The 22,981-nt window shown below is 57.3% G+C and carries 20 protein-coding genes; 9 read left to right on the top strand and 11 right to left on the bottom strand.

The window, feature by feature from the left end; all coding sequences use genetic code 11:
* The first annotated feature begins 30 nt into the window (after window positions 1–30).
* Window positions 31–1,632 carry a class I adenylate-forming enzyme family protein gene (locus KFJ24_RS16420; RefSeq protein WP_250832176.1) on the top strand — a complete coding sequence of 534 codons (1,602 nt, stop codon included), beginning with the start codon at window positions 31–33 and terminating at the stop codon, window positions 1,630–1,632.
* A 6-nt stretch (window positions 1,633–1,638) separates the two neighbouring features.
* On the opposite strand, the gene KFJ24_RS16415 is transcribed toward KFJ24_RS16420, so the two are convergent.
* On the bottom strand, window positions 1,639–2,379 hold the full coding sequence (locus KFJ24_RS16415) for an enoyl-CoA hydratase/isomerase family protein (protein ID WP_250832175.1): 741 nt from the start codon (window positions 2,377–2,379) through the stop codon (window positions 1,639–1,641).
* A 166-nt stretch (window positions 2,380–2,545) separates the two neighbouring features.
* On the opposite strand from KFJ24_RS16415, the gene dctP reads away from it, so the two are divergent.
* The 3 genes from dctP (at window position 2,546) to KFJ24_RS16400 (ending at window position 5,537) form a co-directional block, all read left to right on the top strand.
* Entirely contained in the window at window positions 2,546–3,592 is a 1,047-nt protein-coding gene (gene dctP, locus KFJ24_RS16410; RefSeq protein ID WP_250832685.1) for a TRAP transporter substrate-binding protein DctP, read from the top strand.
* A gap of 92 nt (window positions 3,593–3,684) precedes the next feature.
* Complete coding sequence (locus KFJ24_RS16405; protein ID WP_250832174.1) at window positions 3,685–4,230, top strand: TRAP transporter small permease subunit; 546 nt, start codon at window positions 3,685–3,687, stop codon at window positions 4,228–4,230.
* Window positions 4,227–5,537, top strand: a complete 1,311-nt coding sequence (locus KFJ24_RS16400) for a TRAP transporter large permease (protein ID WP_250832173.1) — start codon at window positions 4,227–4,229, stop codon at window positions 5,535–5,537. Before KFJ24_RS16405 ends, KFJ24_RS16400 begins: the two co-directional genes overlap by 4 nt.
* Before the next feature lie 107 nt (window positions 5,538–5,644).
* On the opposite strand, the gene KFJ24_RS16395 is transcribed toward KFJ24_RS16400, so the two are convergent.
* The 3 genes from KFJ24_RS16395 to KFJ24_RS16385 form a co-directional block, all read right to left on the bottom strand.
* The gene (locus tag KFJ24_RS16395) at window positions 5,645–7,042 is read right to left on the bottom strand and encodes a sodium-dependent transporter (protein WP_250832172.1); all 1,398 of its coding nucleotides are present in this window, start codon (window positions 7,040–7,042) and stop codon (window positions 5,645–5,647) included.
* Between the two features lie 167 nt (window positions 7,043–7,209).
* Window positions 7,210–8,784 carry a methyl-accepting chemotaxis protein gene (locus KFJ24_RS16390; RefSeq protein ID WP_250832171.1) on the bottom strand — a complete coding sequence of 525 codons (1,575 nt, stop codon included), beginning with the start codon at window positions 8,782–8,784 and terminating at the stop codon, window positions 7,210–7,212.
* A 150-nt stretch (window positions 8,785–8,934) separates the two neighbouring features.
* Window positions 8,935–9,807 (bottom strand): carboxylate/amino acid/amine transporter, encoded by an 873-nt coding sequence (locus KFJ24_RS16385; protein WP_250832170.1) that lies wholly within the window; start codon window positions 9,805–9,807, stop codon window positions 8,935–8,937.
* A 188-nt stretch (window positions 9,808–9,995) separates the two neighbouring features.
* On the opposite strand from KFJ24_RS16385, the gene KFJ24_RS16380 reads away from it, so the two are divergent.
* Window positions 9,996–11,387, top strand: a complete 1,392-nt coding sequence (locus KFJ24_RS16380; protein ID WP_250832169.1) for an MATE family efflux transporter — start codon at window positions 9,996–9,998, stop codon at window positions 11,385–11,387.
* Between the two features lie 141 nt (window positions 11,388–11,528).
* The gene (locus KFJ24_RS16375) at window positions 11,529–12,653 is read left to right on the top strand and encodes an HD-GYP domain-containing protein (RefSeq protein WP_250832168.1); all 1,125 of its coding nucleotides are present in this window, start codon (window positions 11,529–11,531) and stop codon (window positions 12,651–12,653) included.
* Window positions 12,654–12,668: 15 nt separating this feature from the next.
* Here the strand turns inward: KFJ24_RS16375 and fghA are convergent, their stop codons facing one another.
* Together fghA and KFJ24_RS16365 are read right to left on the bottom strand one after the other, a co-directional pair.
* Complete coding sequence (gene fghA / locus KFJ24_RS16370; RefSeq protein WP_250832167.1) at window positions 12,669–13,514, bottom strand: S-formylglutathione hydrolase; 846 nt, start codon at window positions 13,512–13,514, stop codon at window positions 12,669–12,671.
* A 27-nt stretch (window positions 13,515–13,541) separates the two neighbouring features.
* Entirely contained in the window at window positions 13,542–13,973 is a 432-nt protein-coding gene (locus tag KFJ24_RS16365) for a CBS domain-containing protein (RefSeq protein ID WP_250832166.1), read from the bottom strand.
* Window positions 13,974–14,245: 272 nt separating this feature from the next.
* Here KFJ24_RS16365 and KFJ24_RS16360 point away from each other — a divergent pair, with 272 nt between their 5' ends.
* Both KFJ24_RS16360 and KFJ24_RS16355 read left to right on the top strand, forming a co-directional pair.
* Window positions 14,246–15,604, top strand: a complete 1,359-nt coding sequence (locus KFJ24_RS16360) for an alanine/glycine:cation symporter family protein (protein ID WP_250832165.1) — start codon at window positions 14,246–14,248, stop codon at window positions 15,602–15,604.
* 127 nt (window positions 15,605–15,731) lie between these two features.
* The gene (locus KFJ24_RS16355) at window positions 15,732–16,385 is read left to right on the top strand and encodes a peroxiredoxin (RefSeq protein ID WP_250832164.1); all 654 of its coding nucleotides are present in this window, start codon (window positions 15,732–15,734) and stop codon (window positions 16,383–16,385) included.
* Between the two features lie 97 nt (window positions 16,386–16,482).
* On the opposite strand, the gene KFJ24_RS16350 is transcribed toward KFJ24_RS16355, so the two are convergent.
* The 3 genes from KFJ24_RS16350 to KFJ24_RS16340 form a co-directional block, all read right to left on the bottom strand.
* Window positions 16,483–17,265, bottom strand: a complete 783-nt coding sequence (locus tag KFJ24_RS16350; RefSeq protein ID WP_250832163.1) for a MetQ/NlpA family ABC transporter substrate-binding protein — start codon at window positions 17,263–17,265, stop codon at window positions 16,483–16,485.
* Between the two features lie 86 nt (window positions 17,266–17,351).
* Window positions 17,352–18,029 carry a methionine ABC transporter permease gene (locus KFJ24_RS16345; RefSeq protein ID WP_219476441.1) on the bottom strand — a complete coding sequence of 226 codons (678 nt, stop codon included), beginning with the start codon at window positions 18,027–18,029 and terminating at the stop codon, window positions 17,352–17,354.
* Complete coding sequence (locus KFJ24_RS16340; RefSeq protein ID WP_250832162.1) at window positions 18,029–19,036, bottom strand: methionine ABC transporter ATP-binding protein; 1,008 nt, start codon at window positions 19,034–19,036, stop codon at window positions 18,029–18,031. The genes KFJ24_RS16345 and KFJ24_RS16340 overlap by 1 nt, the downstream gene beginning before the upstream one ends.
* A gap of 224 nt (window positions 19,037–19,260) precedes the next feature.
* Here KFJ24_RS16340 and KFJ24_RS16335 point away from each other — a divergent pair, with 224 nt between their 5' ends.
* A complete protein-coding gene (locus tag KFJ24_RS16335; protein ID WP_250832161.1) occupies window positions 19,261–20,649 on the top strand; it encodes an HDOD domain-containing protein in 1,389 nt (462 codons plus the stop codon).
* A gap of 81 nt (window positions 20,650–20,730) precedes the next feature.
* Here the strand turns inward: KFJ24_RS16335 and KFJ24_RS16330 are convergent, their stop codons facing one another.
* Window positions 20,731–21,342 carry a hypothetical protein gene (locus tag KFJ24_RS16330; RefSeq protein ID WP_250832160.1) on the bottom strand — a complete coding sequence of 204 codons (612 nt, stop codon included), beginning with the start codon at window positions 21,340–21,342 and terminating at the stop codon, window positions 20,731–20,733.
* Between the two features lie 128 nt (window positions 21,343–21,470).
* Window positions 21,471–22,964 (bottom strand): amidase, encoded by a 1,494-nt coding sequence (locus KFJ24_RS16325; protein ID WP_250832159.1) that lies wholly within the window; start codon window positions 22,962–22,964, stop codon window positions 21,471–21,473.
* Window positions 22,965–22,981: the final 17 nt, after the last annotated feature.

The raw sequence follows: 22,981 nt of genomic DNA, 5'->3' as shown, positions 1-22,981 counted from the left end.
TAAAACACAATAGCACCGGAAGGGCAAAAAATGAAAAATGCTGTGAATGCGATGCCAGTCTATGCCCCTGTGGCTCATGACGAGGTCATGGAGGCCATCGGGCACAAAATCCAGGACCATGCCCTGCATCGCGGCTCCCATCCGGCACTGATCAGCGATCATGGCATTGTCAGCTGGCAAACCCTGATGAACCGGGTCAACCGGATTGCCAACCGCCTGAGAGAAGCCGGCCTGCAACAGGGCGATTCCGTCGCAGCCCTGTCAGAAAACAGCGCCGAGTATGTCGCCCTGTATCTGGGGACACTGACCGCAGGGGGCTGCATGGTGCCACTTTCAGGCATGGCCAGCGCAGAGTCCCTGGCGCTGATGCTGAAAGACTGTGAGGCGCAGTTCCTGTTCGTCTCCCGGAAAAACCGGGACCTCCTGATCGCCTTCCGGCCACAGCTTGAACTTCTTCCGGATGAACGCATCATCGCCCTCGGCGAGCAGGGAGAGGGCATTGGCCAGGGCCTGTCGGACTGGCTGGGGCATGGGCCAGGCGATCCACGACCGGCAGAGGTGTCACTGGATGACCCCTTCAACATCATCTACAGCTCAGGAACCACGGGAACTCCGAAAGGCATCCTCCATGACTACCGGTTCCGCCAGCGGCAGATAATGCGCCTGAGCCGGTTCGGGCTGGATGGTGATGCCATTAACCTGGTTTCTACCCCACTGTATTCCAACACCACACTGGTCTCGGTATTACCCACTTTGTTTTACGGCGGCACCCTGGTGATCATGGCGAAGTTCGACGCGCATCGATTCCTTGAACTGGCCGAAAAGCACCGGGTTACCCACGCCATGCTGGTTCCCGTGCAATACCAGCGTGTTCTGGCCGACCCGGATTTTGACCGCTTTGACCTCTCGAGCTTCAAGGTAAAACTGTGCACCAGCGCGCCGTTGCGCGGGGATGTGATCGCTGATGCCATGGCCCGCTGGCCCGGCAACATCCGGGAAGTATATGGCCTGACCGAGGGTGGCATTTCCACCAGCCTCGACTGTGCCGCACATCCCGACAAATGGGACTCTGTCGGGCTACCCACGGAAGGCGCGGAAGTACGGGTTATCGGTGAGAATGGAAAAGAATTGCCCCCGGGAGAAACGGGCGAACTGGTCGGCCGGGCAATTTCCATGATGCGCGGTTACATCAACAGGCCCGAGCAGACCCGGGAAATGCTTTGGACCAGCCCGGAAGGTGACGTCTTCTATCGAAGCGGTGATATGGGCCGTATCGACGAAGAGGGATTTGTTTACATTCTTGATCGCCGCAAAGACATGATTATTTCCGGCGGCTTCAATATCTATGCAGTCGACCTGGAGAAAGTATTGCTAGCCCATCCGGCGGTCGCTGATGCTGCAGTGATCGGTATTCCCAGCGAACACTGGGGGGAAACACCCCTTGGCCTGATTGTTCGCCGGGCCGGGCACGACGAAACCGAATCAGAGATACTGGAATGGGCTAACGGCCAACTGGGCAAAGCCCAGCGCCTGGCGAGCATTGAGCTCCGGGAAGAATTGCCCCGCTCCACCATCGGCAAGGTGTTAAAGCGGGAACTGCGCGGTCCCTATTGGAACAAGGCCGCCCAGTAACCGCCGTTAGCGCCGGGCCAGTCGTTCCAGGGCAGCCCGGCAGTCGTCAGACCGGAGGCGCTCGAAAAACACCGGGCGCTCCCGTTCCAGCGCTTCCTTTACCTGCTCACGCCAGGGCGCACGAATCAGGCGTTTGCTGGCTCGCAAGGCGTCACGGGGCTTTTCCGCCAGACGGCGAGCCAGCGTCATCGCCTGTTCCACGGCATTGCCATCGTCCACCACAGTACTCGCCAGGCCACATTCGCGAGCCTCTTCACCGGTGAGGACCTCGCCAAGTAACAACAGATCCACCGCGCGGCGCATACCAAGATGCAGCGGCATGGTTACGGTTGAAGCAGCCTCTGGCACCAGCCCGAGGTCCACAAACGCGGTTTTGAACTTTGCGTTCCGCGCCGTCACCACCGAATCGCAATGCAACAACATGGTCGTGCCAATGCCGATGGCCAGACCCTCAACGCCCGCAATAACCGGGGTATCGCAGTTCATCAGTGTTTCGATAAACGCCAGTCCCGCCGACGGCTTCGGGTTATCGTCCGTCGCCCGGGCCCGAAAGTCGTCAAGATCGTTTCCTGCCGTGAACACGTTACCCATCCCGGAAATGACGATGGCATTCACCTGCCTGTCCTCATTTGCCCGAACTACCGCGCCGGCGAGACTCTCATACATGTCACGAGTCAGGGCGTTTTTCTTTTCCGGGCGGTTGATAACCAGGTGAACCACACCGTCGGACTGCTGAACATCAATCATTGAGCTATCCTTCTGGGACCATTCTGTTGTTGTCGTCAGAAAACATCCTATTGCAAAAGACCAGTCTTGTGATAGATTCAAAGAATGCTAATTCACTATGCAGTCACCAATTCTGCACAGTGAAACAGTAGAGAAGTGCCACTACAACAATGAACGAGGCCAAGTCATGAATCTCTTCGCCAATGCACGCAAGACCCTGACCGTTTATGCGTCAGCCCTCACCCTGGGAATTTCCGCCGCGCTTTCTGCCGCGCCCGCAGCCGCCCAGGACACCTTCACGTGGAAAGTCCAGTCGCACTGGCCGGGCTCCAGTAGCTCGTATACCGATAGCCTGATGCGACTGCAACGGGTTCTGGACGAGCGCACCGATGGCCGCCTGAAGCTGAAGCTGTACGAGGCCGGCGCACTGTTCAAGTCGAAGGAAATCTTTAACGCCGTCAGCCGCGGCATCCTTGAAATGGGCACCATCTCTCCGGCTTACGCCCAGGACAAGGTTTCCCTCGCAGGTATCGCATCCGGTCTGCCATTCGCCTTCCGCAACGTATGGGAAGCGGCCTACTTCCACAAGAACATGGGCTTTGAGCAAATGCTTCGTGACGAAGCTGCCGAACACGGTGTCTACTGGGCAACCGACAAGGTTTATCCCACCGAGATGGTGGTCAAGGAGCCAATCAAGAGCTGGGAAGACTTCACCAGCCTGAAGATCCGTTCGTCCGGTGCCCTGCAAACGTTTCTGACCGAAGCCGGCGCCGCGGCGTCCTATATCCCGGGCAGCGAGCTATATTCCGCGCTGGACTCCGGCATTGTTGACGGTGCCCACTGGGGAGCTTCCCAGGGTGCTTACAGCATGGGCCTTTACGAAGTGGCCAAGTACCACGTGAAACCGGCCCTGAACATTGCCGGCACTGACGTCATCATTGTCAGCCAGAAAGCCCTCGACAAACTGCCGGAAGACATGCAGAAGACGGTCAAGGATGCGCTGAACGAGCAGTTCTGGATCCGTACCAACGAGTACCAGTACAAAGAGCGCATCACTCTCGCCAAGGCCATCGCCGAAGAGGGCGTGGAAGTCAGCGTTTTGCCGGATGACGTGCAGGCCAAACTGGTGCAAACCGCCCAGAAGATGTGGGACGAGGAAGGAGAGCGCAGCGAAAACGCCAAGAAGGCTCTTGATATGCTGAAGGGCTACCTCGCTGAGCTCGGATACCTCTGAGCACTGCAGTTTAAGTGAGCCACTAAGGCCGGAGCCTCTCGCCTCCGGCCTTTTTATCCCTGCATAAAACCAACGTCCTCCTGGAGAATACCATGAGTGTGCTGACCGCATTCATGAGAGGGGTTACCCGTCTCAATGATTTTGTCGGGCGCTGGATAGCCCTCCTCATTTTTGCCATGTTCGGGTTTCTGTTGCTGGAAGTGGGTTTCCGTTACCTGCTCAACTCACCGACAGTCTGGACGAACGAGCTCACCCAGATGCTGTTCGGGATTTACGCCGTCATGTCGGGTGGCTACATCATGGCGCACCGGGGTCACGTCAATGTCGATCTTCTGCACTCCCATCTGGTGCCCCGCAAGCGCGCTTTCATGGATATCGTCACCTCACTGGTGTTTTTCATTTTCACCCTGGCTCTGCTCTGGTTCGGTATTGATATGGCCAGCGAATCCATATCCAGCTGGGAAACCTCCTACTCAGCATGGAACCCACCGATCTGGCCGGTGAAACTGGCCATTCCCCTGGGCACCGGACTGCTGGTCCTGCAAGGCCTGGTCAAGTTGCTGGAGGACATAGCCATCGCCTTCGACCTCGACTACTACACCCCTGAAGACAACGAGTCCAAAGGAGAGCAGCTGTGAGCATTGAAGTCCTGACCCTGCTGTTCTTTGGCGCGCTGCTGTTTTTCCTGATGCTGGGACTGCCGCTGGCGTTTGTCCTTGGCGGCGTATCCGTGGTTTTTCTCTATTTCACCTGGGGATTCGACTCCTTTTACATGGTTGCCTCGCAAATATGGGGCACCATGGGCAGCTTTACCCTGGTAGCCATTCCACTGTTCGTCTTCATGGCCATGGTGCTCGAGCGAACCGGTGTGGCAAGGGATTTGTACCGGATGATGCATCTTTGGTGCGGCGGCCTTCGGGGCGGACTTGCCCTTGGTACGCTCGGCATCTGTGCAGTGTTCGCCGCGATGGTCGGCATCAGTGGTGCCGCCGTGGTCGCCATGGGCACAATCGCCCTGCCATCAATGCTCGATAGAGGCTACGACAAGAGCATGGCTCTCGGTGTTATTAACACCGGTGGCGGCTGGGGCATCCTGATCCCACCCAGTATCCTGATGATCCTGTACGCCCTCATTACCGGCGTATCTGTCGGCAAGATGTTTGCCGCCGGTATCATGCCCGGGATTCTGTTGATGGTACTCACCGCTATCTACATCCTGGTAAGGTGCCACCTTCAACCGGAACTCGCTCCGGCGCTCCCAAAAGAGGAGCGTGGCACCTGGCCTGAAAAATTACGCGCATTAAGGGCCGTGCTCCTGCCCATTGGGGTAGTGATTATGGTCCTCGGCTCGATCATCGGCGGCATCACCACCCCGACAGAGGCGGCTGCCATGGGTGTTCTGGGCTCCCTGATTTCCGCAGCGGTCTATCGGCAGTTCAAATGGAGCATCCTCAAGGAAGCGGCAATCCGGACCTTCAAGCTCACCGGCATGATCATGTGGATTCTGTTCGCCGCCCACGCCTTCAGCGCTGCCTATCAAAGCATGGGCGCCCAGGAACTTATCGAAAGCCTGATGAACATGATCCCTGGCGGGCCGTGGGGCATCATCATTGCGATGATGGTGATTGTTTTCCTGCTGGCCATGGTGCTGGATCCCGTGGGCATCATGCTGATCACCCTGCCAGTGTTCATACCTATCGTGGAGAGTCTGGGGTTCGACCCGATCTGGTTCGGCATCCTGTTCGTGATCAATATGGAGATTGGTTACATGACCCCGCCGTTCGGCTTCAACCTCTTCTATCTGAAAGGTATTGTGCCGCCAGACATCACCATGAAAGACATCTACAAATCGATTATTCCGTTCGTCATTGTGGAGATTATCGGTATTGGCCTGATCATGGTATTTCCCGAGATCGCCACCTGGCTGCCTGATCTCTTTTTCTAACCGTCACCCTCGGGCAATGACCTGCCGCACACAGGGTGCGGCCATAAAAAAAACCCGGCCTTCACAAGGCCGGGTTTTCTTTTGCTCAACCGGTTACGGACACCTGATCAGGACATCAGGTTATAGACAAAGACAATACTTACCGCAATGGGTGTAACGAAGCGGATCAGATTGAACCAGAGCTGGAAGGCCCCGCCGTCCAGGGCAAGATCCGTTTTCAGGGACTCCTTCGCAACAAACCAGCCGACAAAGACGGCGGTCAAAAGCCCAGACAGTGGCAACATAACGTTGGCCGTGAAGTAATCCAGCAGATCGAAAATGGTTTTACCTTCGAAGCGCGCAAACATGCCCAGCGGCGTCACGTCTGACCAGATGTTCAGGGAAAGAATCGAAGTAATCCCCAGCGCCCAGCAAAGCACGCCAACCATAACGGCGCTGCCGGATCGCTCCAGGCCCGTTTTTTCTTCTACCCACTCAACCACGGGCTCCAGCAGCGAAATGCCCGACGTCCAGGCGGCAAAAAGAAGGAGCACGAAGAAAAGAGTTCCGAACAAACTACCCATAGGCATGTTGCCAAACGCCAGAGGCAGGGTCTGGAAGATCAGGCCGGGACCAGCCCCCGCCTCCAGACCGTTGGCGAACACCACCGGAAAAATGGCGAGGCCCGCCAGCAGGGCAACGACCGTATCCATGAGTGCGACGCTGACAGCCGTGCGGGCGATGGAAACATCCCGCCCGAGATAGGAACCATAGGCCATCATAATAGCCATACCCAGACTAAGTGTGAAAAAGGCATGGCCAAGGGCAATGAGCACACTGTTGATAGACAGGGCCCCGAAATCAGGCGTGAACAGGAAGCTGACCGCTTCACCGAAATGGCCGGTCGTGGTGGCGTAGCCCACTGCAACCAGCAGCAGGATGAACAGCGCCGGCATCAGAATGGTTGCCACACGCTCAAGACCACCTTTAAGGCCACGGGACACCACCATGACTACCAGTGCCATGAAGAGGCTGTGCCAGATCAGCAACTGCACCGGGCTGGCCAACAAGCCGCCAAACAGGTCACCGATGGATTCGGCGGTGCCACCGGTGAAATCACCCGTGGCGGCATGACCAACATAGGAAGCGGCCCAGCCACCAATCACCGAGTAGAACGACAGAATCACAAAGGCCGCAATCATTCCGACAATTGCGGAGATCCGCCAGACCGGTGATTTCAGATTGCGCTCCGCGACCAGTCGCATACTGGTGATGGGGTTATGGCGGCCATTTCGGCCGAGAAAAACTTCCGCCATCATGATGGGAATACCAATCACCGCGATACAGAACAGATAAACGAGAACAAATGCGCCGCCACCGTTTTCACCGGTGACGTAGGGGAACTTCCAGATATTGCCGAGGCCGACAGCGGAACCGGTAGCCGCCAGGATGAATGCCAACCGGGAAGACCAGAGACCACGAGAAGCCGCCGCGCCATTACCCGAAGCCGAGTTGGACTGAGTCATGTGTTCGTCCTGTGATTTTGGCTGAGGAATATTGAAAAAAGCGAAATGCCGGGGCGCCTGCCGCGGCAATTGGGGCGGGATTCTGCCAGCACTGGAGATGTGATGCCAGCACCGGCAACGCAATGGCCGGATAGCCCCGGACGCGTTGCCGCAGGAAGAAAAGCTAACTAGCCGTTTTTGCTGATAAAGCGCGCAACCAGATCTTTCAGACCACGGGACATGGCGCTGAGCTTGTCACTGCTGTGTTTCGCAGAGCTGGCCTGTTCATCCGTGTGATCCGCCAGCTCGGCGATATTGATGACCTGGCGATTAATCTCTTCCGAGACCTGACTCTGTTCCTCAAACGCCGCTGACATGTTGATAAAGCTGTCAGAAATGGTCTGGATGGATGTCACGATATCCCGCAGGGAATTCTCGGCTTCGCGTACCTTATCAAGACCCTGACCAGCCACTGCCTCACCCTCACGAGTGGCCTGAACCGCCGATTCCACCTGTTCCCGGAAATCATTGATGACATCCTGGATACGGACAGTGGACTCACGGGTACGACTCGCCAGAGAACGAACTTCATCGGCGACGACGGCGAAGCCGCGGCCCTGCTCACCAGCCCGCGCCGCTTCGATAGCAGCATTCAGGGCCAGCAGGTTGGTCTGCTCAGCAATCTCTGATATCAGACTGGCTGCCTCGCCAATGCTGTTAGTGGACTCGCCCAGCTTGCTGATGGTCTGGCCTATGCCATTCACCCGACTCACCAGTTGTTCAATCGCCACCAGGGCTTCGGCGCTGCGATCACTGCCAACACCGGCCAGGCGGTTGGCTTCCTCTGCTTCCCGGGCGTTACCAGTCACCGAACCGGCCACTTCCTGGATAGATGCGGTCATTTCAGTAATTGCGGAGGCCGTCTGATCCGTTTCCGCTCGCTGACGGGCAATGGCGGCGGCGCCCTCACTGATATAGCCGGTGGATGCATGAGCCTGTTCATAAAGAAGTTCGGCCTGATCATCAATTCGGGCAAGGGCAGTGCGAACGCGGGCGTCCTCGCTGATCAGCATCATGGACACCTGTGACAACAGGCCACGCTCGTCGCTGTAGGTTCGGGCCACAATGGGGTCACGGAAGGCATCGGGCCGGAGATCCAGCAGTTTTCTCAGCCGGTTGGAGATCGAACCGAATACCAGCGAGAAGCCAAGTAGCTGACCAACCACCACCAGTGTTACGGCGAGCCACGGCTGCTCAAGCCCAAGCGCAGCCAGGCTGAACGCCAGAGAGATCCCAAATGGCCAGCCGGACCGAAACATGGACAACGCCCGGTTGCGGAGTGGCGACGATAACCTGCCCGACGAAATCTTGCCATAAAGCCTCTCGGCACGGGCAACCTGCTCCCGGGTCGGCTCTACTCTTACCGATTCGTAGCCTACCATCTGGCCATTCTCACGGATCGGCGTCACATAAGCGCTGACCCAGTAATAATCGCCGTTTTTAGCCCGGTTCTTAACCACGCCCATCCAGGCCTTGCCTGCCTTGAGATAATCCCACATGTCCTTGAACACAGCCTGGGGCATGTCCGGATGGCGGATCAGGTTATGCGCCTGTCCCACGAGCTCATCACTGGCAAAACCACTGATCTCAACGAACTCGTCATTACAGTAGGTAATCACACCCTTGGGATCGGTGGTGGAGATCAGCCGTCCCCCCTTGCGCATTTTCACTTCGCGCTGGGTTACCGGGAGATTTTTGCGCATAGACTTGTCTGCTCTTGAGTTCGGGCCGGGAACGGAATTATCGGGCTGCAATCATAACGTTTGGCAAATACCTTTGGCATTGGTCAAACGTAAGACTGCGTTCGGAATTGTATCGGCGGCAGAGCCCGAAACCTTAGCCAATGTAATTACTTATACAGCCCCCACCAGGCGGGCACGGGGATGGAAGCGGGCATTGACCCAGAGCGAAAAGGCAATCACGCCGCCACCGATAACCAGGCGCAGCAGATCCGCATCCCGGTTCCAGATCAACAGATTCACCAGCAGACCGGCAGGCACCAGAGCATTATTCATGATGGCGAGGGTACCTGCATCCACACGACAGGCTCCCCGGTTCCACAGGAACAGGCCCAGCCCGGAGGCTGCGAGTCCAAGCCATGTCAGAATGCCCCACTGCAGGGATGTGCTAGGCATTCTGTCAGCATTGCCGAAGATCAGGAACGACGGCACAGCGATGATCAGTGCGCCAAAGAAGAAGTAACCGAAGGTGCGAAATGCCGGAATCCCGACCGTATAACGTTGCATGACGTGTTTATAGCCCACCTGCCCGGCAGCAAAGGTGAAGTTCGCCACCTGGAGCAACAGGAAACCGGTAATGAAATCTTCACTCAGGCCATCGTAGCGGATAATGCCGGCGCCAACCGTGGCGATACCAGCGGCCACCAGTGCAACCGGAGAAAAGCGCCGGAACAGGGCGTCATCAATCAGGGTGACATAAAGCGGAGTAAAGATGGTAAACAGGAGGACTTCCGGCACCGTCAGATAACTGAACGAACGGTACAGGCACAAATAGGTGATGCCGAACTGCAACATGCCCGTGACAAGAATTCCAAGCTTCATACCAGAGGGCACACCACGCCAACGGGTGAACGGCAGGAACACCAGGGCACCCAGAAGAACCCGGGTAAGCACCGCGAAGTCGCTGTCCACCTGTCCGGCCAGAAACTCGCCGATCAGGCTGAAGGAAAAGGCCCAGAGAACTGTAACAAAAACCAGTAGTGCCATCGTGACCGCCATCTGTCTGAATCAAGCCGCGTACTTTAACGGTTTTCAGCAGAACTTGCAGCGTCATAAACGCGCACAAAGCCCAATGCCCTGATCCCGTTCAATCGGGTACCATGCGTTTCCTGTCTGCCTGGCAGGGTCAAAAAGACAGTCATTTAAGGACAACCAGACGCGGATCACCCCCACCTATGGACGAATCCCATCAGCCCTTGCCGGAAGCACGTCAGCCACTGGTCATACGGACACTGACCGAATGGCGTACCCTCGCAATTCTGGGCGGCCCCATTCTCATTGCCCAGGTAGCACAGATGGCCAACGGTGTTATTGACACGGTGATGGCCGGCCATGCAAGTGCCGAGGACCTGGCCGCCGTCGGCATTGGCAGTAGCTTGTGGATGCCCCTGTTTCTGTTTTTCATGGGCATGCTGGGGGCATTACAACCGATTATTTCGGGTTATAACGGTGCCCGCACCCTGGAGAAAATCATGCCTGCCACCTGGCAGGGTCTGTATCTGGCAGGTGCCGGATCCGTCATCATGATTCTGCTACTCACCCACGTTCATCCGGTCCTCGCCCTTTTGAATCTCGAGGCCAACACCGCACGCATTACCCAGGGCTACCTGGATGCCTTTGCCTGGGGCGTGCCCGCACTGTTGCTAATGACAGCCCTGCGGGGCCTGACCGATGGCTTGGGACATACCCGGGTGATCATGGTGTTTTCCGTTATGAGCACGTTGATTAACCTGCCGCTCAACTACATCTTTATCTACGGAAAACTGGGGTTACCTGCACTGGGCGGTGTCGGTTGTGGCTGGGCCACATCACTGTCCAACGGCGTTGCTGCCATTGCCCTGCTGGTGTACCTCAATCGCAGCCGCGTCTACCGCAAGTTCCACCTGCTTGCCGACCGCGCAAAACCGGATCTTGCTGGCCTTGCCTACATCCTGAAAATTGGTGTGCCAATCGGTTTTACCATTTTTGTGGAAGCCAGCCTGTTTTCAGTGATCGCTCTCTTTTTGGCACCACTCGGGCCGGTTGTCGTCGCCGGTCACCAGATCGCCCTGAATGTTGTCTCGCTCCTGTTCATGCTGCCCTTGAGTATCGGCATGGCCCTGACCTTGCGGGTAAGCTTTCTGATGGGCGCAGGGGCGGCGCATACCGCGGCGCTTATTTCCCGAAGTTCGCTTATCCTGGCTGCCGGGACCGCACTGGTATTCGCCCTGTTGCTGTGGAGCTTTTCCGGTGGGATTGCCGCCCTGTATACCAGTGAGGAGGATGTGCAGGCTGTTACTGTGCGCCTGCTTGCGTTTGCTGCGGCATTCCAGATTGCGGATGTTATTCAGGTCACCTGCATCAGTGCCCTGAGGGGCTACAAAGACACCCGGATTCCGATGTTTATCATGCTGTTTTCATTCTGGGGATTGGGACTACCGATGGGTTATGTACTGACGTTTACCGATGCATTGAAGCCAGCCATGGGGGCAGCAGGATTTTGGGTCGGGCTGACCTGCGGTCTCACGTCTGCAAGCATTCTTCTGGGCTGGCGACTGTTTCGCTACGCGCCGGCGCCAGATCAATGAACACGCAGATTTCAGACCTTATTTGCAGACCATCGTGTCAAATCAGGTAAAACAAACATTTGATTTCCAACCGATATAGAGTGAACACCGCTTCGGAGTTACACTCGCAGCATAATAAACCTGTGACCAGGACATCTGACGTTGAGTAACCTTATTCGAATCGCACCCGGTGCCCTTGAACTGGGCAGCCCTTTACCATGGAACGTCTACGACGCCGACGGTAACGTGCTGTTACGCCAAGGTTATGTGATTCAGACCAATTCACAGCTGGAGCAACTATTCGAACGGGGGCGCTTCAAACCCCGCAAGATTGAGCGACCCCAGGAAGAAATTGTCGAGGATAACGGGGAACGAAATCCGTTTGCGGATTATCCGGACCTGCTGCAGGAACTCGAAGCCACCCTGAATGCGATCACCAGTACCGACCCCTCTGCCCAGAAGCGGCTACTGGGCCTCGCCCGGATGATAGAACGAAACTGCATCGAATCCCCGGATGCCAGTCTGGCTCTGGTACATCTTTATGCCCTGGGCCCGACCATTCACGAACAGATTCTGTTCTACGCAATTCTCTGCCAGTTCATCGCCAGGCAGTTCGGTCTGGAAGAGAAACGCATCAGCGTGCTGACCGCCGCTGCACTGACTGCCAATCTCGCGCTTGCCCCGATCGCAGATCAGTTGAACGCTTCGAATAAGGTACTGAGCCCGGAACAACGAAGCGTGATTCGTAAACATCCGGAGCGGAGCATCCAGGCCCTGAGGGCCGCCGGAATTGACAACAAGCTGATGCTAAAGATCATTGCCCAGCATCACGAGCAGGCGGATGGCAGCGGTTATCCGGACGGGTTGAGTGGCACGGACATCCGGCCCGAGGCAGAAATACTGGCCCTGTCGGAACGCTATGTCGCCATGATAACCAGACGGGCTTATCGAAATCGCATGAATGTGACCGATGCACGACGGATGATCGCTACCCTGGCAGATGGCAAGTACAGGCCCGCAATTCCCAAGGCCTTGTTACAGGTACTTGGAGAGTATCCACCAGGAACTCTGGTCCGGCTGGACAACAACGAAGTGGCGGTGATAACCCACCGGCCAGTTCGTGCCCGCGGCCCCTTCGCGAGAGCGATAATTGGCCCAAGGGGCAACCGTTATAGCGGAACATTCGAACGGGACTGCAGCCTGCTGGAGTTCAACATCCGGGCTCTCGAAGAGCCCGAAGTCATGCCCGCCATGGACTTCAGCCTGACCTGGGGTTTTCATTCCTGACCGGTTACAACCACACTACCGCAGCCCCAGCGCCTCCGCATGGTGGTTCAGGTGGTCGTCGATAAACGATGCAATAAAGAAATAACTGTGATCATAACCGCGGTGCATCCGGAGATTGATGTGATGGTGGAACTTCTCACAGGCATCCGCCAATGCGTCGGGATTGAGCTGGCTGTCCAGGAACTCATCGGCTGTGCCTTGATCCACCAACAGCGGCAGTCGCTCACGCGCTGTCGGAATCAGTAGTGTCGCATCCCACTCTGCCCAGGCACTGGTATCTTCACCCAGATAGCCCTTGAAAGCCTTCTGCCCCCACGGGCACTCCGTCGGGTTGGCAATCGGCGCAAACGCAGACACCGAGGCATAACGGCCGGGATTCTTTAGCGCACAGATGAGCGCCCCGTGGCCGCCCATGGAATGACCACTGATAGAACGCTTGTCCGTCACCGGAAGTTCGCTCTCAACCAGCTGGGGCAGTTCTTTCACCACATAATCGTACATTCGATAGTGGGGCGCCCATGGCTGTTGAATGGCATTTACATAGAAGCCAGCCCCGGTTCCAAAATCGTAACTGTCATCCTCGCCCGGCAAATCAAGACCACGCGGGCTGGTGTCCGGACACACTATTGCCATACCCAGCCTGGCCGCAAGCTTATGGGCTCCAGCCTTCTGCATGAAGTTTTGATCCGTACAGGTAAGACCCGACAACCAGTAAAGCGTCGGCACCTTCTGCAAATTCTGGCCAACGGCCAACGGCGGCAGGTAGACCGCGAACTCCATGTCACACTCCAGCGTCGCCGAATGATGACGATAACGACGGTGTTCGCCCCCGAAACTCACGTTCGTGGATAAGAGTTCCATAGTCTCCTCAGTTCGGAACAGGTGAAATCAGTCCTCGGCGTTTGCGTATCTGGGCAGCTCAACCCCGCAACCCACCCGCGCCAGTTCGGACAGAATAGCCGCACGTGTCACGATGCCGATCAGTTTGCCGTGGTCGACCACAGGGTACACTTTCGGTTTTCCTGCGCCGAGGTTTTGCGCCAGATCTACCACCGACAGCTCCGGAGAGATGGTAACCGGCTCGCGGAACATAACATCGTCCACAATAGGGTCACCCTCGCAGTGGTAACTGCTGACCAGCAAAGCATGGATGCAGTCCTGCTCGGAAACAAAGCCGAGCACATGGCGGTGGTCATCAACGACTGGCAAGCCGGACACGTGATTTTGCAAGAGCGTTTTGACGACACTGGTCAATGGTGTACCGCACCGAATCGGCTCGATATGGTTCCACATGACATCAGAGGCTTTCACTGAACGCATGGGCAGAATCCTTCTCCGTTGGTTGCTATTTTAACGCTCCGGAAACGGAGCCTCTTTCCCTAAACATAGGCAATGCATAAGAGAAAGGAAAATGAAAAAACGGGTCTTTACTCTGGCCGTGACCCACATCAGTTTTGCCATCCTCGAAGCCCCACGTACCCTACTCACGTGCCCGGCAGCCATGCAAGCAATGGTTTACAGGAAAAAACTATTTCTTAAAATCAGCCGGTTACACCTCAAAAGGGCAAAACTGACAGCTTCGGGAGACCCCCATGGACGCCGTTTCAACCTTAATCAGCCAAATCAATTCACTGGTGTGGGGGCCTCCCATGCTGGTTCTCATCCTGGGGGTCGGACTGTTCCTGAGCCTCGGGCTTAAACTGATGCCGGTACTGCAGCTTGGCTCGGGGTTCCGGTTAATGTGGCAGGGCCGAAAGTCCACCGGCGCCGACTCTGACGGCGAGATTCCGCCGTTCCAGGCGCTCATGACCTCCCTGTCTGCAACGGTAGGAACCGGAAACATTGCCGGGGTCGCGACAGCGGTTTTCCTTGGCGGGCCAGGCGCGCTGTTCTGGATGTGGCTGACGGCACTGGTGGGTATGGCTACCAAGTACTCCGAAGCGGTGCTTGCGGTTCGCTTCCGGGAGGTGGATGAACGTGGAGAACATGTGGGTGGCCCCATGTATTACATCCGCAATGGCCTTGGCAGAAAATGGGCCTGGCTGGGTGGGATGTTCGCGGTTTTCGCGGCGATCGCCAGTTTCGGTATCGGCAACACGGTACAGGCCAATTCGGTAGCCGATGTCATCGAAGCGAGTTTCGGCCTGCCTCACTGGCTCACCGGAATCATACTGATGGCCCTGGTAGGCGCTGTGTTAATTGGTGGTATCCGTCGGATCGGCCAGGTTGCCAGCGCTCTGGTGCCGCTTATGGCCATTTCCTACCTGCTGGCCGGGCTTCTGGTTCTGGCCATCAATGCCGCAGAAATCCCCGCCGCCCTGACCATGGTAGTTGAGCACGCATTCAGCCCGGTCGCCGCCAAGGGTGGCTTTGCCGGTGCGGCAGTCTGGGCTGCCATCCGCTTCGGTATCGCGCGTGGTATTTTCTCCAACGAGGCCGGCCTCGGCTCCGCTCCCATTGCCCATGCCGCGGCCCAAACCAGAAGCCCGATTAACCAGGGCATGGTGGCCATGCTGGGCACCTTCATCGACACCATCATCATCTGCACGATCACCGGCCTGGTGATCATCACCTCCGGCACCTGGACCGCAGGGATTTCCGGTGCGGAACTGACCTCAATGGCCTTCGCTGAAGCGCTGCCGGGGGTGGGTAATTATCTGGTTACCATTGCCCTGGCAGTCTTCGCCTTTACAACCATCCTCGGCTGGTCCTTTTATGGCGAGCGTTGCATCGAGTTCCTGTTTGGCGTGAAAGCGATCCTGCCGTACAGGATCGCCTGGATCATCGCAATTCCTGTTGGCGCCACCCTGAATCTTGGATTTGTCTGGCTGGTCGCAGACACATTGAACGCCATGATGGCACTGCCCAATCTGATCGCTCTGCTGTTGCTGAGCCCGGTGGTTTTCAGGCTGACCAGAGAGCATTTCGCAAAACAGCAGGCCTCTGACTGAAACCAGGCCCTTGTATTCCGCACAAACACGACCCACGTTTGTGATATAGACTCAGAGAAATAAACCGGCAAACGATCATGCCGGTGATACAGGAATTTTCGGAGCATCACCAAAAGGAGGAAACACTATGAGTTTACGTCTGGGAGATACCGCACCGGATTTCGAACAGGACTCCAGTGAAGGCAACATATCGTTTCACGACTGGCTGGGCGACAGCTGGGGTGTACTATTCTCGCACCCGGCAGACTTTACCCCGGTATGCACAACAGAGCTGGGCCTGACCGCCAAGCTCAAGGACGAATTCGCCAAGCGCAATGTTAAAGCCATCGCGCTGAGCGTGGACCCGGTGGCTTCCCATAAGGAATGGATCAGGGACATTGAGGAGACCCAGGGCTGCTCAGTCAACTTTCCGATCATTGCCGATGAGGACCGGAAAGTCTCTGAACTCTATGACATGATTCATCCCAACGCCGACAGCAGCCTGACGGTTCGTTCCCTGTTCGTGATCGACCCGAACAAGAAGGTCCGCCTGATCATCACCTATCCGGCCAGCACCGGCCGAAACTTCAATGAGGTGATTCGGGTTATCGACTCCCTGCAGATGACCGACGAGCACAAAGTCGCTACTCCGGGTAACTGGGAACGTGGTGGTGACGTGGTTATCGTGCCATCTCTCCAGGATGAGGAAGAGATCAAGCAGCGCTTCCCGCAAGGCTACAAGAAGGTGAAGTCCTATCTGCGCATGACTCCGGACCCCAAATCCAACTGGAGCGGTGACTGATCACCCCAATCAGTCCGAAAACTGAAAAGGCCGGGCAGCGAAACTGCCCGGCCTTTTTTATCATGTCCTGTCACAGCGGCGCGGGGGCCGCAATCAATCAGAATGCCGGAACGACGGCACCCTCATAATTTTTCAGGATGAACTCCTTCACAGCCTCGGAATTCAGCGCCGCCGAAAGCTTCTGCATGGCCTCGCTGTCCTTGTTGTCCGGGCGGGCAACCAGAATGTTCACGTAGGGAGAATCAGGGCCTTCGATCACCAGCGCATCTTCAGTCGGGTTCAGGCCCGCTTCCAGCGCGTAGTTGGTATTGATGAGCGCCATGTCTACCTGATTCAGAATCCTTGGCAGGGTAGCTGCCTCCAGCTCCTTGAAATCCAGATCTTTCGGGTTTTCAGCGATATCACGGGGCGTCGCAGTGATCTTGCTGGCATCCTCAAGCTTGATCAGGCCTTCCTTCTGAAGCAGCAGCAGGGCGCGGCCACCGTTGGTCGGATCGTTCGGGATGGCGACAACAGCACCCTCTTCCAGTTCGTCAAGGGAATCAATCTTGCTCGAATAGGCGCCAAACGGTTCCACGTGAACACCGGTTACGGTCACCAGGTTGGTGCCACGACCGGCATTAAATTCATCCAGATACGGCTTGTGCTGAAAAAAGTTGGCGTCCATGCGCTTCTGGTCCACCTGAATGTTCGGCTGGATATAATCCGTGAATACCTTCACGTCCAGCTCCACACCCTGCTCGGCCAGCTGCGGCTTCACAAATTCCAGAATTTCCGCATGGGGCACCGGGGTCGCGGCAACGGACAGCTCTTCGGCCGATACAGCGCCAGAGAAAGTGGCGGCGGCGGCCAACGCCGCGAATGTTTTCTTCAGATTCATAAATCGGTTCTCCTGTTAGAACACCAATGAGCATATTGGCTTGCCCGAAAACTTCGGGCCCGCCATGGGCCTGCATCGAGACAAGCCTATTTGCGGCTGAAATACAGAACGAGACGGTCACCGACCATCTGCAAGACCTGTACAAATATGACCAGTAACGCCACGGTAATTACCATGACGTCGGTCTGGAATCGTTGATAACCGAAGCGGATGGCCAGGTCACCGAGACCGCCGCCACCGATCACGCCGGACATGGCCGCGTAGGACACCAGGGTAATGGCGGTAACCGTAATGCCGGCGATAATGCCTGGCAGGGCTTCAGGTAACAAAGCCCCGAAGATAATCTGCTTAACACTGGCTCCCATGGCCTGGGTCGCCTCGATGATGCCCCGATCCACTTCCCGCAGGGAGGTCTCCACCAGGCGCGCGAAGAAGGGCGCACCGCCAGCGACCAGGGGAGGAATCGCACCGGCCACACCGAGAGACGTCCCGATCAACATCACGGTGAACGGAATCATCACGATCAGCAGAATGATAAAGGGAACCGAACGTAACACGTTCACCACGAACGAGAGCACCGCGTACGCTACCGGCTGTTCCAGCAACTGACGCTTGCCGAAAAGGAACAGCAGGACGCCGACAGGCAACCCGATCAGCACGCTGAACAGCAGGGACATACCCACCATCACCAGCGTATCCCAGCTGGCCCAGCCGATCTCCGACCAGTCCACGTTACTCAACAAACCGTCCATCAGGGCTTCCATCAGCGCAGCACCTCCACATGAACGTCCGCCGCCTCAAGCGCCTTCATGGCAACATCAAGGTCACCTCCCACCAGCGACAGGGTAAGCTGGCCGTAGGGCGTATCCTTGATGTGGTCAATCCGACCGGAAAGAATACTGAAATCAACCCCGGACTGGCGGGCCACGCTGCCCAGCAATGGCTTATAGGTAGCCTCGCCCTTGAACGTCAGGCGCATGATACGGCCATCCGCCTTGTGAAGATCTTTCTGCAACTGCTCACCGTCGATGCTCTCGCTTTCGAAGACAAAATCCCGGGTGGTTGGGTGCTGTGGGTGCAGGAAAACTTCGCTGACCGGTCCCATCTCCACTACGCGACCGGCATCCATGACCGCGACCCGGTCACACACCCGCCGTACCACGTCCATTTCGTGGGTGATCAGGACAATCGTCAGGCCCAGCTCCCGGTTGATATCCGCCAACAGCCTGAGCACTGATTGGGTGGTTTGTGGATCGAGCGCACTGGTGGCTTCGTCACACAACAGAATGGTGGGACGACAGGCCAGGGCCCGGGCGATACCCACCCGCTGTTTCTGGCCACCGGATAGCTGTGACGGGTATTTATTGGCGTGGTCGGCCAGGCTAACCCGCTCCAGGAGTTCCTGAACCCGGTCGCGGATTTCCGCTTTCGGATAGATGCCCGCCAGCTTCATTGGGAAGGCAATATTGTCCGCCACCGTTTTGGAGGACAACAGATTGAAATGCTGGAAAATCATGCCAACCTTGCGGCGGAACGCACGCAGTTCAGCGGCGCTGTAATCGGTAATGTTCTCGTCGTCGATCAATATGCGACCGCCGGTCGGCGGTTCGAGCCGGTTGATCAGACGCACCAGCGTGGATTTGCCCGCGCCGGAATGGCCGACGATGCCAAACACCTCGCCGGTTTCTATGGCCATATCGGTTGGATGCAGCGCGGGGATCGCCCGGCCGGCTACCTGATACGACTTCTGTACCTGGTCAAATACAATCACGGTCAGCGCCTTGTGGGTGCAGCATTAAAAGCCGGCGATTATAGCCCATTCGCGAGCCAAACCCGAACCGACCAGCTTGGTAGTTGCCCTTACACAAACGGTTACCTGACACCGCATCCCGGTGTGCACTAGACTGCCCTGTCACAAACAGTCATAACTTTCCGGCACGCGCTGCCCTGAGGCTCCCCCAAGTGACCAGCCATAACGACAGAATGCCTTCACGGATGAACTCGACCCAGGCATGGGTCAGCTATCTGAGCAAAGTGGAACTGCCGGTACTGGCAAATACGCTCCAGCGCATCGGTGAGCTGGCACACAGCCGCAATAGCACGGTCAATGAACTCGCCAGCGTGATTCTCAATGATGCCCAGCTCACCTCCCAGGTACTGCGGCTGTCCAACACCGTGTTCTATAACCAGACCCGGACCCAGGTAAGCACCGTGAGCAGGGCCATTACCCTGATCGGATTCGATGCTGTGAAATCCATGGCCATTTCATCCCTGATCGTGGACTCAATGCTGCAACGGAACGACCGGCCACACCTGCTGCGTTGCCTGGCCCGGGCTATTCACGCCGCCGTCCAGGCTCGTTGCCTGATGCCAAAACGCAACGAAACAGCACTGGAAGAGGTTTTTATCGGCGCCTTGCTGATGAATATCGGGGAGCTGGCGTTCTGGTCATGCGAGACCGAGCAGGCCACTGAACTGGAGCAGCGACTCCGATTGGAAGAGCCGCCGGTGGAGGCTCAGAAAGCGGTTCTGAGCACTACTTTTACTGAAATTACCCGGGGTCTTGTGGACGCCTGGTCGTTGGGGCCATTCATCAGGGATGTTGTTTCACCGGGGCAGGCCAACTCCCCTGCAGCCAGCCTGGTCCGAAACTCCGTGGAAATGGCGCGCCTTTCAGAAAACGGATGGCGCGGTGCCGAAATGGACAAGGTGTTGGAGCGCCTGGGCAAGGATATCGGTGAGACAACAGGGGCAGTGCGTGATCAGATCAAGGTCAACGCCACCGAGGCAACCCGGGTCGCCGTATCCCTTGGGATTCCGCAAGTCACCGCATTGATGCCCGGCAATCAGCAGGACACCGACAGCGCGGCCGGAAAGGCACCGGACATGGACCCGGAGCTTCAGCTTCAGATTCTCCGGGACCTGACCCAGAGCCTTGCTGAAAAGCCGGATATCAACGAAGTCTGCCAGTTGGTGATCGAAGGCATTCACCGGGCCATCGGCATGCAGCGGGTTGCCCTGTTAATGACTGACCGCAGCGGACGGGAGCTGGTCCCGCGCAAGCTCAGCGGTCGCGGCACAGAGGAGTGGGGAGGCAACTTTACAGTCAGCCGGGATGGCAACGGTCCACTGGGCAGTCTTTTGCCCGGTGCCAGCTGCTCCATTTACCGGCCTGGGCCCAATGCCAAAGCAATGGCCTACGACCGCTGGCTGGGCCGGGTACCCGCTCTGATCGGCCCATTAAAGGCCAACGGCCGTCTGGTTGGCCTGTTCTATGCCGATAATGCGGGCGGCGACTACGTGCCATCGGAACAGCAGTTAACTGCGTTCGGGCATTTTATCCAGAACGCCCAGCTGTGCCTCACGCTGATGGCTACCCATTAGGGAAAGATTTTTCTCGCAAATGATGTCTTGAGACAGAACTCCGACCGCCCCTGAGGAGTCGGCGGAGTTCGTGTTTTCAGGTCAGTGCAGTGCCCGCATCTGACGAGGATACAGCGCTGCGCTAACTTCCGGTTCCTCCAGAAGGTCGGCCAGTTCCCGGTCAACGGAGGTTTCCTCGCCCTCATCGGGAAGAGGCTCAAACAGGGTGCTGAGCCAGGAGGTGACAGACGGTGCCTCATGCCGTTTGTAGTCAGTGGACAGTGCCTTAATGCGGCGGAAGCCGATAATGCGCTGATGCTTTGGATCCCGAATCTGCTCAAAGCCACGCCAGTACACATGATCCCGTGTATGGAGCTGGACGAACAGGGTGTCTATGGGCCCGTTGCCACTTTCGTCAGAGTCCTCAGGAACTTTCTCCTCTGCGCTCTCGGCTTCCAGTTCAGGTTTTTTGTGACGGATGGTAGTCCAGGCCGGGTAAAGCACTGCCACCGCATCCGCTTCCACGTGCTCGCGGGCTGCGCGGAGGATCAATCCCCAGCGGGCCTTGTCGGCATCGGTTTCAAGAGAATTGATGGGCAAATCGTAGCTTTGCTCACTGGACAGGACGATGGCCATCATCGGGGCGTCAAGCTCCCCCATGGCCTCGGCCTGTGCTACTGATACCAGATCATCGATTGCCATCGGTTGGTTCATAATACGCTCGCCTCCTCGATGCCATCAGGGTCTGTCAGGAAGAAAGGGTCTCCCTGTCTGACAGCATAGCCTGTTCCGCACTCAAAGATAAACGTGGAGTTTCAACAAGCGGATCACAACCCCCCCCCCTAATCGTCGAACGCGGTCTCCAGCTTCTCGTAATGACCAAACCAGGGATTTGCCTCTTCCAGCTGAGCTGCCAGTTGCAGCATACGAGCCTCATCGCCATGGCGGCCTCCGAGCTGCACACCCACCGGCAACCCTGCGGCGGTCCAGTGCATGGGTACCGACATAGCCGGTGTCCCGGTAAGGTTTGCCAGCTGGGTGAACGGGGTACGCGCCAGGCTTTCCATCGCCATCTGGTCCACCTGTCCCGTCCGGTGCAACAGTTTGCCGGCTTTAAGGGTCAACATCAGCCGGGCAGTCAGTTTCAGGTGAGCTGGTGTTTCCAGTTCACCGATCCGGGCCGGCAGCTGGCCGGTGGTGGGGCAAAGGTAGAGGTCATAACCCTCAAAAAAGGCGCCCAGGGCTCTGGCAAAATCATTCCACTGCTGTCGACGACGAACATAGTCGGGCAGAGGCATGGTGTTGCCCAGCATGCCAATCAGACGGGTATCCAACTCGAAATCGTCATCCGCGGCGCCGAACTGCTCCCGGGCCCTGGCCATCAGTGCGGAAACCTCACCAAAATACAGCCCGAGGTAACAGCGTGCCAGAGCCATGCCATCAAATTCCGGACGGGCGTACTCCACCTGATGCCCCAGATTTTCGAGAATCCGCGCCGTCGATTCCACGGCGGCCACGCAGTCAGGTGCCACAGCTGTGTCGTATGGCGAAGAGGTGAACACACCGATTTTCAGGGTGCCGGGCGACTGCTGCATCAGATCAGCATACTTACCGGCCGGAGCCGGGATCTGGAACGGGTCACCGGAAGCGGGCCCACCAAGTACATCCAGCATGGCAGCGCTGTCCCTGACGGTACGGCTGACCACATGGTCCGTGGATGCTCCCGTCCAGGCCTCCCCGACAAACGGTCCGCTGGAGATTCTTCCGCGAGAGGGCTTCAGGCCAAACAGACCGTTGTAGGCAGCCGGAATGCGGATAGAGCCACCACCATCGTTGGCACCGGCCATGGGAACAATTCCCGCAGCCACGGCCGCCGCAGACCCGCCGCTGGAACCACCCGGTGTGAGCCCGGTATCCCAGGGATTTCGGGAAGGCCCCCAGAGCGCCGATTCCGTGACCGCCTTGAGCCCGAATTCCGGCGTTGCAGTGCGCCCCAGAAATACCAGTCCGCCTTTCCGCGCGCGGCGAACGAACTCGGAATCCTGAGGTGCAATATTCTTCACCAGACCACGGCTACCGTAGGTGCAAGGATGGCCCGCCTGCTCTTGCGCCAGGTCCTTTAAAAGCAGAGGCACGCCAGAGAACACCGACTGCTCCGGAAATTCCTGGCCCAGCGCTTCGGAAAACTGGGGGTAACAGATGGCATTCAGGGTACCGTTAACATGGGTTGCCCGTTCCACAGCAGCCTCGCATACTTCCCGGGAGGTCATTTCCCCCCTCCTGACCAGGTCGGCCAGTGCCGTCGCGTCGTATCGCAGATACTCGGATTGTTTCATGATCGATGCCATTTGCT

Source organism: Marinobacter sediminum (assembly GCF_023657445.1).
Taxonomy (GTDB): domain Bacteria; phylum Pseudomonadota; class Gammaproteobacteria; order Pseudomonadales; family Oleiphilaceae; genus Marinobacter; species Marinobacter sediminum_A.
The sequence above is the reverse complement of the archived record's forward strand: the minus strand, read 5'-3'. Positions and strand labels throughout refer to the sequence as shown.

Bases quoted from the DNA above. Each gene is read 5' to 3' on its own strand.
- KFJ24_RS16420 (WP_250832176.1), top strand. From the start codon at position 31: ATGAAAAATGCTGTGAATGCGATGCCAGTCTATGCCCCTGTGGCTCAT.
- KFJ24_RS16350 (WP_250832163.1), bottom strand. From the start codon at position 17,265: ATGAATCTGAAGAAAACATTCGCGGCGTTGGCCGCCGCCGCCACTTTC.
- KFJ24_RS16415 (WP_250832175.1), bottom strand. From the start codon at position 2,379: ATGATTGATGTTCAGCAGTCCGACGGTGTGGTTCACCTGGTTATCAAC.
- KFJ24_RS16395 (WP_250832172.1), bottom strand. From the start codon at position 7,042: ATGACTCAGTCCAACTCGGCTTCGGGTAATGGCGCGGCGGCTTCTCGT.
- KFJ24_RS16365 (WP_250832166.1), bottom strand. From the start codon at position 13,973: ATGCGTTCAGTGAAAGCCTCTGATGTCATGTGGAACCATATCGAGCCG.
- KFJ24_RS16325 (WP_250832159.1), bottom strand. From the start codon at position 22,964: ATGAAACAATCCGAGTATCTGCGATACGACGCGACGGCACTGGCCGAC.
- dctP (WP_250832685.1), top strand. From the start codon at position 2,546: ATGAATCTCTTCGCCAATGCACGCAAGACCCTGACCGTTTATGCGTCA.
- KFJ24_RS16385 (WP_250832170.1), bottom strand. From the start codon at position 9,807: ATGGCACTACTGGTTTTTGTTACAGTTCTCTGGGCCTTTTCCTTCAGC.
- KFJ24_RS16335 (WP_250832161.1), top strand. From the start codon at position 19,261: ATGAACTCGACCCAGGCATGGGTCAGCTATCTGAGCAAAGTGGAACTG.
- KFJ24_RS16355 (WP_250832164.1), top strand. From the start codon at position 15,732: ATGAGTTTACGTCTGGGAGATACCGCACCGGATTTCGAACAGGACTCC.
- KFJ24_RS16390 (WP_250832171.1), bottom strand. From the start codon at position 8,784: ATGCGCAAAAATCTCCCGGTAACCCAGCGCGAAGTGAAAATGCGCAAG.
- KFJ24_RS16405 (WP_250832174.1), top strand. From the start codon at position 3,685: ATGAGTGTGCTGACCGCATTCATGAGAGGGGTTACCCGTCTCAATGAT.
- KFJ24_RS16360 (WP_250832165.1), top strand. From the start codon at position 14,246: ATGGACGCCGTTTCAACCTTAATCAGCCAAATCAATTCACTGGTGTGG.
- KFJ24_RS16330 (WP_250832160.1), bottom strand. From the start codon at position 21,342: ATGAACCAACCGATGGCAATCGATGATCTGGTATCAGTAGCACAGGCC.
- KFJ24_RS16345 (WP_219476441.1), bottom strand. From the start codon at position 18,029: ATGGAAGCCCTGATGGACGGTTTGTTGAGTAACGTGGACTGGTCGGAG.
- KFJ24_RS16380 (WP_250832169.1), top strand. From the start codon at position 9,996: ATGGACGAATCCCATCAGCCCTTGCCGGAAGCACGTCAGCCACTGGTC.
- fghA (WP_250832167.1), bottom strand. From the start codon at position 13,514: ATGGAACTCTTATCCACGAACGTGAGTTTCGGGGGCGAACACCGTCGT.